This window comes from Streptococcus parasanguinis, from assembly GCF_001578955.1.
GTDB lineage: Bacteria > Bacillota > Bacilli > Lactobacillales > Streptococcaceae > Streptococcus > Streptococcus parasanguinis_U.
On sequence record NZ_KQ969689.1, the window covers coordinates 645,774 to 653,554 of the forward strand.

The window sequence follows — 7,781 nt, forward strand, 5'->3', positions numbered from 1 at the left end:
AAATCAAAGCTTTCCGGATTAACGGAAGGCTTTTTTTCTTTTATTTATTTAAAAATATCATGTTTACTCTTGTTAATATAATGTTTGAATTTGTGTTTTTTGAAAAATGTAGTATAATAGAGACAAATATAGTAGGAATGGAAGTAGTACCATGAAAGATAGCAGACATGTTGAAATTCTTCAGGAACTGGATCGAAAAAGTGTGGTATCGGTCAAAGAGCTCAAGGAACTTTTTGGGGTGACAGACATGACCATTCGTCGCGATCTGATCGATCTTGAAAAACAAGGTCTTTTAGTTCGTGTACATGGTGGGGCCCACAAAAAAGTCAAAGATAGCTTATTAGAAGCTTCTCACAGTGAAAAAAATCTGATCAATATTGATGAGAAACGAAGCATTGCCAAAAAATGTGCAGACTTGATCGAAAATGGGGATACCGTTTTTATTGGCTCTGGTACAACAACAGACTTTATCGGAGATTATTTGGAAGGGAAAGAAATTAGCATCGTCACCAACTCCCTCCCTATTTTTGAGAAGCTCAAGGATTTTCCAAATTATGATCTGATCTTAGTTGGTGGTCGCTACCGGGTAAAGACACAAACCTTTGTCGGTCAATTTGCCAATAAACTCTTGAAAGAAATCAAGGTTTCTAAAGCCTTCATCGGGGTGAATGGAATCGATGGCCATAGTGTCTCCACAGCTAATGAAGAAGAAGGAAATGGCAATGCCATTATTCTGAACAATGCGATAGAGAAATATGTGGTAGCTGATAACAGCAAGTTTGATAGTTATTCCTTCTACAGTTTCTATCGTGTGGAAGATCTAAATGCCATTATTACCGATGATAGCATCCCAAAGAAGATCAAAGACAAATATGGCTTTTATACGAAAATTATTTAAGATCAAGAGGCTGGGACAAAAGTCCTAGCCTCTCGATTATTTTTGGATTGTCGAGCAAGACGCAGTGGTTGAGTGGGCTCTACTACGCTGATTTCATTAGGTTTTACAGCCCTACTCAACTGTGCGGAGGTGGGACGACGAAATCGAATTCTAACGAATTACCGATTTCTGTCCCACTCTCTTTTTACTTTTTTAATAATGTTAGAAAATGACGGTTAGGAAGCGCTTTAAAGAGGAATATAAACAAAAATAAACAAAATACGACAAAAAATGATTGACATTCAATCAATATAGTGATATACTCTAACCATAAAATAAATAGTTAGATAAGGAGGTGGCAACAATGGGATTAAATCAACTCTTTAACAAAGATCTTGTGTTTTGCCTACATGCCAAGGATCAAACAGATCTCTTTGAGCAGGTAGCAAGCTTATTGGAAGAGCGACAGATTGTGACACCAACCTATCGTTCCGCTTTGATTGAGCGTGAAAAGTCTTTCCCGACTGGATTAGACATGGAATTTCTTGGTAAGGACTTACCAAATGTGGCGATCCCGCATACAGACATTGTCCATAATCTCACTGAGAATGTGGTCGTGGTTCGTTTGGATCAACCCGTAACCTTCCATAATATGATTGCTCCAGATAAGGAAGTTCAAGTTTCACTTTTATTCTTCATTATCAATAATACGAGCTCAAGCCAAACCAATATTTTGGCCCAACTGATGGATTTCTTTACATCCAATGGAAATCTCGAAGCTCTATCAAAATTAGATAGTGAAGATAAGCTTTATCAATACATTACGGAAACTATTTCCTAAAACATTCGTAAATATTTATAATGGAGGACATCCAAATGATTAAAATTTTAGCTGCCTGTGGTGCAGGCGTTAACTCTAGCCACCAAATTAAGAATGCGTTGGAAGAAGAGTTGTCAAACCGTGGTTATGATGTGCGTTGTGACGCTGTCATGGTCAAAGACGTCAATGAAGATTTGATTTCTGGTTATGACATCTTTACTCCAATTGCTGCAACTGATTTGGGATTCGATCCTGGTATTCCAGTTGTTGAAGCGGGACCAATTTTATTCCGTATTCCTGCAATGAGTGCGCCAGTCTTTAATAACATCGAAGCTGCCATTAAAGAACATGGATTAAGTTAATATTTTTTTAAACAAGTTTGTAAGCGTTATCCAATGATAAAATTGGGAACACTTTCTGCTGTAAATTACAAAAAATTCATAAATCGGGAGGATTTATTATGAATGGAATTATAGACTTTGCCAATAAATTTTTCAAACCCATCCTAGACATGGGTGGTCCGATCATCATGTTAATCATTTTGACGGTTTTGGCCCTCTTGTTTGGAGTGAAATTCTCTAAAGCCCTTGAAGGTGGTATTAAACTTGCCATCGCCCTTACTGGTATCGGTGCAATCATCGGTATGTTGAATGGTGCTTTCTCAGCTTCTCTTGCAAAATTTGTTGAGAATACAGGTATCCAATTGACTATTACTGACGTTGGTTGGGCTCCACTTGCAACCATCACATGGGGTTCTGCTTGGACGCTCTACTTCTTGTTGGTGATGCTGATTGTCAACATCGTGATGTTGCTAATTAAGAAAACTGACACACTTGATGTCGACATCTTCGATATTTGGCACTTGTCAATCACTGGTCTTTTGATTAAATGGTATGCCGATAAAAATGGTGTTAGTGCAGGGGTATCCCTCTTCGTTGCAACACTTGCCGTTGTCCTTGTAGGGGTTATGAAAATCATCAACTCAGACTTGATGAAACCAACATTTGATGATTTGTTGAATGCACCAAGTTCATCACCTATGACATCTACTCACATGAACTACATGATGAACCCAATCATCATGGTCTTGGATAAAATCTTTGACAAATTCTTCCCAGGTCTTGATAAATACGACTTCGACGCTGCTAAATTGAACAAGAAGATCGGTTTCTGGGGATCTAAATTCTTTATCGGTTTCCTACTTGGTATCGTCATCGGTATCATGGGTACTCCACAACCAGTTGCTGGTGTTGTTGATGCTGACAAATGGGAATTGGTTATTAAAGGTTGGTTGAGCCTTGGTTTGACTGCCGGTGTCTGCTTGGAATTGTTCTCATTGATCGGTTCTTGGTTCATCGCAGCGGTAGAACCATTGTCACAAGGTATTACAAACGTTGCTACGAAACGTCTTCAAGGACGTAAATTCAACATCGGTTTGGACTGGCCATTTATCGCTGGTCGTGCTGAAATCTGGGCTTGTGCCAACGTACTTGCACCAATCATGTTGATCGAAGCAGTGCTTCTTTCTAAAGTCGGAAATGGTATCTTGCCACTTGCTGGTATCATCGCTATGGGTGTAACTCCAGCCTTGTTGGTTGTAACACGCGGTAAATTGATCCGTATGATCATCTTCGGAAGCCTTCTCTTGCCACTCTTCCTTCTTTCAGGTACATTGATTGCACCATTTGCAACTCAATTGGCTAAGAGTGTTGATGCCTTCCCTAAAGGGGTAGCTTCTACTCAATTGATCACTCACTCAACTCTTGAAGGACCAGTTGAAAAATTGCTCGGTTGGACAATCGGTAACGCAACAACTGGTGATATCAAAGCTATCCTTGGTGTAGTTGTCTTCTTGGCATTCTATATCGGAATCTTCGCTTGGTACAGAAAACAAATGATCAAACGTAACGAAGAATATGCTGCAAATGCAAAATAATCGTTGCATGTAGTTTGAAAACTGACACCATATCTTTTCTAGATATGGTGTTTTTATTTTTAAAAAATGTTCGAAAATAAACAATTTAATGTTGACTTTCGTTCAAAATAGGTGTAATATAATATCAAAAGTAAGAAAATGTTTCTTTGTGAAAAATTAACAACAGGAATATTTGCTGAAACAAACAAAAGGAGGACAGGACATGTCTATTGTAATTGGTGCAGATGCTGCAGGATTAAGATTAAAAGATCTCGTGAAAGAGTTTCTTGTGAAAGAAAACTTCGATGTTGTAGATGTAACCGCTGAAGGTCAAGATTTTGTAGATGTGACACTTGCAGTTGCGAGCGAAGTGAACAAAAACGATCAAAATCTTGGAATCGTGATTGATGCTTATGGAGCTGGTCCATTTATGGTTGCGACTAAAATCAAAGGAATGGTGGCAGCAGAAGTTTCAGATGAACGTTCTGCTTATATGACACGTGGACACAACAATTCTCGAATGATTACCATGGGAGCTGAAATTGTTGGGGATGAATTAGCGAAAAACATTGCCAAAGGCTTCGTCAATGGTAAATACGACGGTGGCCGTCACCAAATCCGTGTTGATATGTTGAATAAGATGTGCTAATGAGAGGAGAATTCAAATGAGAATTGCAATTGGTTGTGATCACATTGTGACAAATGAAAAAATGGCTGTTTCTGATTTTTTGAAATCAAAAGGATACGAAGTGCTCGACTTTGGGACTTATGACCATACACGTACCCACTATCCAATCTTTGGTAAGAAAGTCGGTGAAGCCGTAGCAAGTGGCCAAGCAGATCTTGGTGTTTGTATCTGTGGTACTGGTGTTGGGATTAACAATGCTGTTAACAAAGTACCTGGTATCCGTTCTGCCTTGGTACGCGATATGACAACTGCTCTTTATGCAAAAGAAGAATTGAACGCGAATGTCATCGGGTTTGGGGGTAAAATTACGGGTGAATTGCTCATGTGCGATATCATTGAAGCATTCATCCACGCTGAATACAAACCAACTGAAGAAAATAAAAAATTGATCGCTAAGATCCAACATGTGGAAACCCATAATGCTCATCAAGCGGATGCTGATTTCTTTACAGAATTCCTTGAAAAATGGGACCGTGGTGAATACCACGACTAAGAGGTGACGTATGATATTAACGGTCACGATGAACCCTTCGATTGATATTTCTTATCCTTTGGATGTACTCCAGTTGGATACAGTCAATCGTGTAGCTGAGGTGAGTAAGACAGCTGGTGGAAAAGGTCTCAATGTTACCCGTGTACTTTCTGAGATAAAGGATCCAGTGGCAGCGACTGGCCTACTTGGTGGTCGGACGGGGCAATTCATTCTCGATCATTTAGGAGAAGGGATAGAGGAACGTTTCTTTGAAATTGCTGGAGATACACGTAATTGTATCGCCATCCTTCACGAAGGCAAGCAAACAGAAATCTTAGAAAAAGGTCCAACCATTTCTGAGAAAGAAGGCCAAGACTTTCTCGACCATTATCGTCACTTGGTTGAACAAGTAGAGGTTGTTGCCATCTCTGGAAGTCTTCCTGCTGGTTTACCAGTGGACTACTATGCTAGCCTTGTCAAGATTGCAAGGGAAGCTGGGAAACCAGTTGTACTTGATTGCTCGGGAGCTTCTTTAGAAGCTGCCATTCAAGCAGCTGTCAAGCCTACGGTCATTAAACCAAACAATGAAGAATTATCACAGTTGTTAGGAAAAGAAGTGAGTAAGAATGTGGAAGACTTAAAAGAAGTTCTTCAGGATTCTCTCTTTGATGGCATCGAATGGGTGATTGTCTCCCTTGGTGCAAATGGCGCTTTCGCTAAGCATGGGGATGTCTTCTATAAGGTAGATATTCCTAAGATCGATGTCGTCAATCCAGTCGGATCTGGTGATTCGACTGTTGCAGGGATTGCATCTGGTCTCTATCATCATGAGAGTGACGCAGACTTGCTCAAGAAAGCAAATGTTCTTGGAATGTTAAATGCGCAAGAAGCACAAACAGGACATGTCAACATGGGGCACTATGATGCCTTGTATCAACAATTAATCGTAAAAGAGGTATAAAATGGTATTAACAGAACAAAAACGCAACTATTTGGAACGTCTTAGTACAAAAGACGGTGTCATTTCAGCTTTGGCCTTCGACCAACGTGGAGCTTTGAAACGCTTGATGGCCAAATATCAAGACACAGAACCAACAGTAGCACAAATGGAAGAATTGAAAGTCCTTGTAGCTGATGAATTGACAAAATATGCTTCATCTATGTTATTGGACCCAGAATATGGTTTGCCAGCTACAAAAGCCTTGGACAAAGATGCAGGACTCTTGCTCGCATACGAAAAGACAGGCTACGATACGTCTAGCACCAAACGCTTGCCTGACTGCTTGAACCTTTGGTCAGCAAAACGCATCAAAGAACAAGGCGCAGATGCTGTGAAATTCTTGCTCTACTATGATGTAGACAGTGCAGATGAACTCAACCAAGAAAAACAAGCTTATATTGAACGCATCGGTTCTGAATGCGCTGCTGAAGATATTCCATTCTTCCTTGAAATCTTGGCTTATGATGAAGGAATTGCAGATGCAACCTCTGCTGAATATGCGAAAGTGAAACCTCGTAAGGTGATTGAGGCTATGAAAGTCTTCTCAGATCCTCGTTTCAATATCGATGTCTTGAAAGTGGAAGTTCCAGTTAATGTGAACTTCGTGGAAGGATTTGGAGAAGGAGAAGTTGTCTATAGTCGTGAAGAAGCAGCTGCTTTCTTCAAAGAACAAGAAGAAGCAACCAACCTTCCATACATCTACCTCAGTGCAGGTGTATCAGCTAAGCTCTTCCAAGAAACCTTGGAATTTGCTCATGCATCTGGTGCAAACTTCAACGGTGTTCTTTGTGGACGTGCGACATGGGCAGGTTCAGTAGAAGCTTACATCAAAGATGGAGAAGCAGCTGCTCGTGAATGGCTTCGTACAGAAGGTCGACAAAATATTGAAGAATTGAACGCAGTCTTGGCTAAAGTAGCAACACCTTGGACAGAACGCGTATAAGATTCAAATGATGATTGCCTCCTAAAGCAACAGTTAGAGAGTGGGACAGAAATCGGTCATTCGTTAGAAATCGATTTCGTCGTCCCACCTCCGCACAGTTGAGTAGGGCTGTAAAAGATGATGAAATCAGCGTAGTAGAGCCCACTCAACCACTGCGTCTTGTTCGACAATCCAAAGATGATTGAGAGGCTAGGACTTTTGTCCCAGCCTCTTCATTATTTCAAGGTCTTGTTTCTTTTTTATAAAAAAATGTTTAAAAATTTTCGCTGTAAGGGTTTACAAAACAAAATGTTTATGATAGAATAAGTTTATAAGTTGAATAGCAGTGAGCGTTACTAAGTTAGATTAGGCGTGACCACAAGTAGATGAACAATTAGTGTATGCTAGTTTTTTCAGTTGCTTCGTGGTCATTTTTATTTGCTTTTAACAAATTTTACAAAGGAGAGCCTCATGTATCGTATTATCCATCCAATGAACAATAATGTTGCTTTGGTTCAAAATGAACTACAACAAGAGTTGATTGTTATTGGGAGTGGGATTGCTTTTGGGAAAAAGAAAAATGATCTAGTAGCTGATGATAAGGTCGAAAAAGTATTTCGTTTAAATACGGATGAGTCAAGAGAAAACTTTATGGCCCTTCTAAAGGATGTTCCTCTTGATTTCATTACAACCACTTATGAAGTGATTGATACCTTGTCTAAGAAATATGCCTATCCTGTTCAAGAATATATCTATGTGACATTAACAGATCACATCTTTTGTTCTTACCAGGCAGTTCATCAGGGAAGATATAAACACAGTGACCTTCCTGATGCGTCTGCTATGCATCCGATTCCCTATAAAATCGCAAAAGAAGCGATTGAGATCTTTCGAAAGCGGCTCTTGGATCAATTTCCTGACGATGAAGTAAATCGCATTGCTTATCATTTCATTAATGCACAAGGGGAAATGATTCATGAGCAAGATCCAGATGTCCAGGACCGACAAGTTATTTTGAAAGCTGTAGAAGAAAAACTAGCTCAAAATGGCTTGAAACGGAAAGAAGAAAACAGTCATTTCTATGATC

The 7,781-nt window shown here is 39.7% G+C and carries 9 protein-coding genes; all 9 read left to right on the forward strand.

What is annotated here, in order from left to right:
- Positions 1-151: 151 nt before the first annotated feature.
- On the forward strand, positions 152-898 hold the full coding sequence (locus tag SPADD19_RS03080) for a DeoR/GlpR family DNA-binding transcription regulator (RefSeq protein ID WP_061455169.1): 747 nt from the start codon (positions 152-154) through the stop codon (positions 896-898).
- A 343-nt stretch (positions 899-1,241) separates the two neighbouring features.
- Positions 1,242-1,718: a PTS sugar transporter subunit IIA gene (locus SPADD19_RS03085; RefSeq protein ID WP_023918370.1), complete on the forward strand. Its 477-nt coding sequence runs from the start codon at positions 1,242-1,244 to the stop codon at positions 1,716-1,718.
- Positions 1,719-1,753: 35 nt separating this feature from the next.
- Entirely contained in the window at positions 1,754-2,059 is a 306-nt protein-coding gene (locus SPADD19_RS03090) for a PTS sugar transporter subunit IIB (protein WP_061455170.1), read from the forward strand.
- Between the two features lie 98 nt (positions 2,060-2,157).
- Entirely contained in the window at positions 2,158-3,633 is a 1,476-nt protein-coding gene (locus SPADD19_RS03095) for a PTS galactitol transporter subunit IIC (RefSeq protein WP_061455171.1), read from the forward strand.
- Positions 3,634-3,835: 202 nt separating this feature from the next.
- Complete coding sequence (gene lacA, locus SPADD19_RS03100; protein ID WP_003007724.1) at positions 3,836-4,261, forward strand: galactose-6-phosphate isomerase subunit LacA; 426 nt, start codon at positions 3,836-3,838, stop codon at positions 4,259-4,261.
- A gap of 16 nt (positions 4,262-4,277) precedes the next feature.
- Entirely contained in the window at positions 4,278-4,793 is a 516-nt protein-coding gene (gene lacB, locus SPADD19_RS03105) for a galactose-6-phosphate isomerase subunit LacB (protein WP_003002763.1), read from the forward strand.
- A gap of 10 nt (positions 4,794-4,803) precedes the next feature.
- Positions 4,804-5,733: a tagatose-6-phosphate kinase gene (locus SPADD19_RS03110; RefSeq protein WP_061455172.1), complete on the forward strand. Its 930-nt coding sequence runs from the start codon at positions 4,804-4,806 to the stop codon at positions 5,731-5,733.
- A gap of 1 nt (position 5,734) precedes the next feature.
- Entirely contained in the window at positions 5,735-6,715 is a 981-nt protein-coding gene (gene lacD / locus SPADD19_RS03115) for a tagatose-bisphosphate aldolase (protein WP_003007720.1), read from the forward strand.
- A 450-nt stretch (positions 6,716-7,165) separates the two neighbouring features.
- On the forward strand, positions 7,166-7,781 hold a 616-nt coding region (locus tag SPADD19_RS03120), incomplete at its 3' end, for a CAT RNA binding domain-containing protein (RefSeq protein ID WP_061455173.1).

What these genes read in the sequence shown, in the direction of transcription:
- SPADD19_RS03080 (WP_061455169.1), top strand. Translation starts at nt 152, where the DNA reads ATGAAAGATAGCAGACATGTTGAAATTCTTCAGGAACTGGATCGAAAA.
- SPADD19_RS03085 (WP_023918370.1), top strand. Translation starts at nt 1,242, where the DNA reads ATGGGATTAAATCAACTCTTTAACAAAGATCTTGTGTTTTGCCTACAT.
- SPADD19_RS03090 (WP_061455170.1), top strand. Translation starts at nt 1,754, where the DNA reads ATGATTAAAATTTTAGCTGCCTGTGGTGCAGGCGTTAACTCTAGCCAC.
- SPADD19_RS03095 (WP_061455171.1), top strand. Translation starts at nt 2,158, where the DNA reads ATGAATGGAATTATAGACTTTGCCAATAAATTTTTCAAACCCATCCTA.
- lacA (WP_003007724.1), top strand. Translation starts at nt 3,836, where the DNA reads ATGTCTATTGTAATTGGTGCAGATGCTGCAGGATTAAGATTAAAAGAT.
- lacB (WP_003002763.1), top strand. Translation starts at nt 4,278, where the DNA reads ATGAGAATTGCAATTGGTTGTGATCACATTGTGACAAATGAAAAAATG.
- SPADD19_RS03110 (WP_061455172.1), top strand. Translation starts at nt 4,804, where the DNA reads ATGATATTAACGGTCACGATGAACCCTTCGATTGATATTTCTTATCCT.
- lacD (WP_003007720.1), top strand. Translation starts at nt 5,735, where the DNA reads ATGGTATTAACAGAACAAAAACGCAACTATTTGGAACGTCTTAGTACA.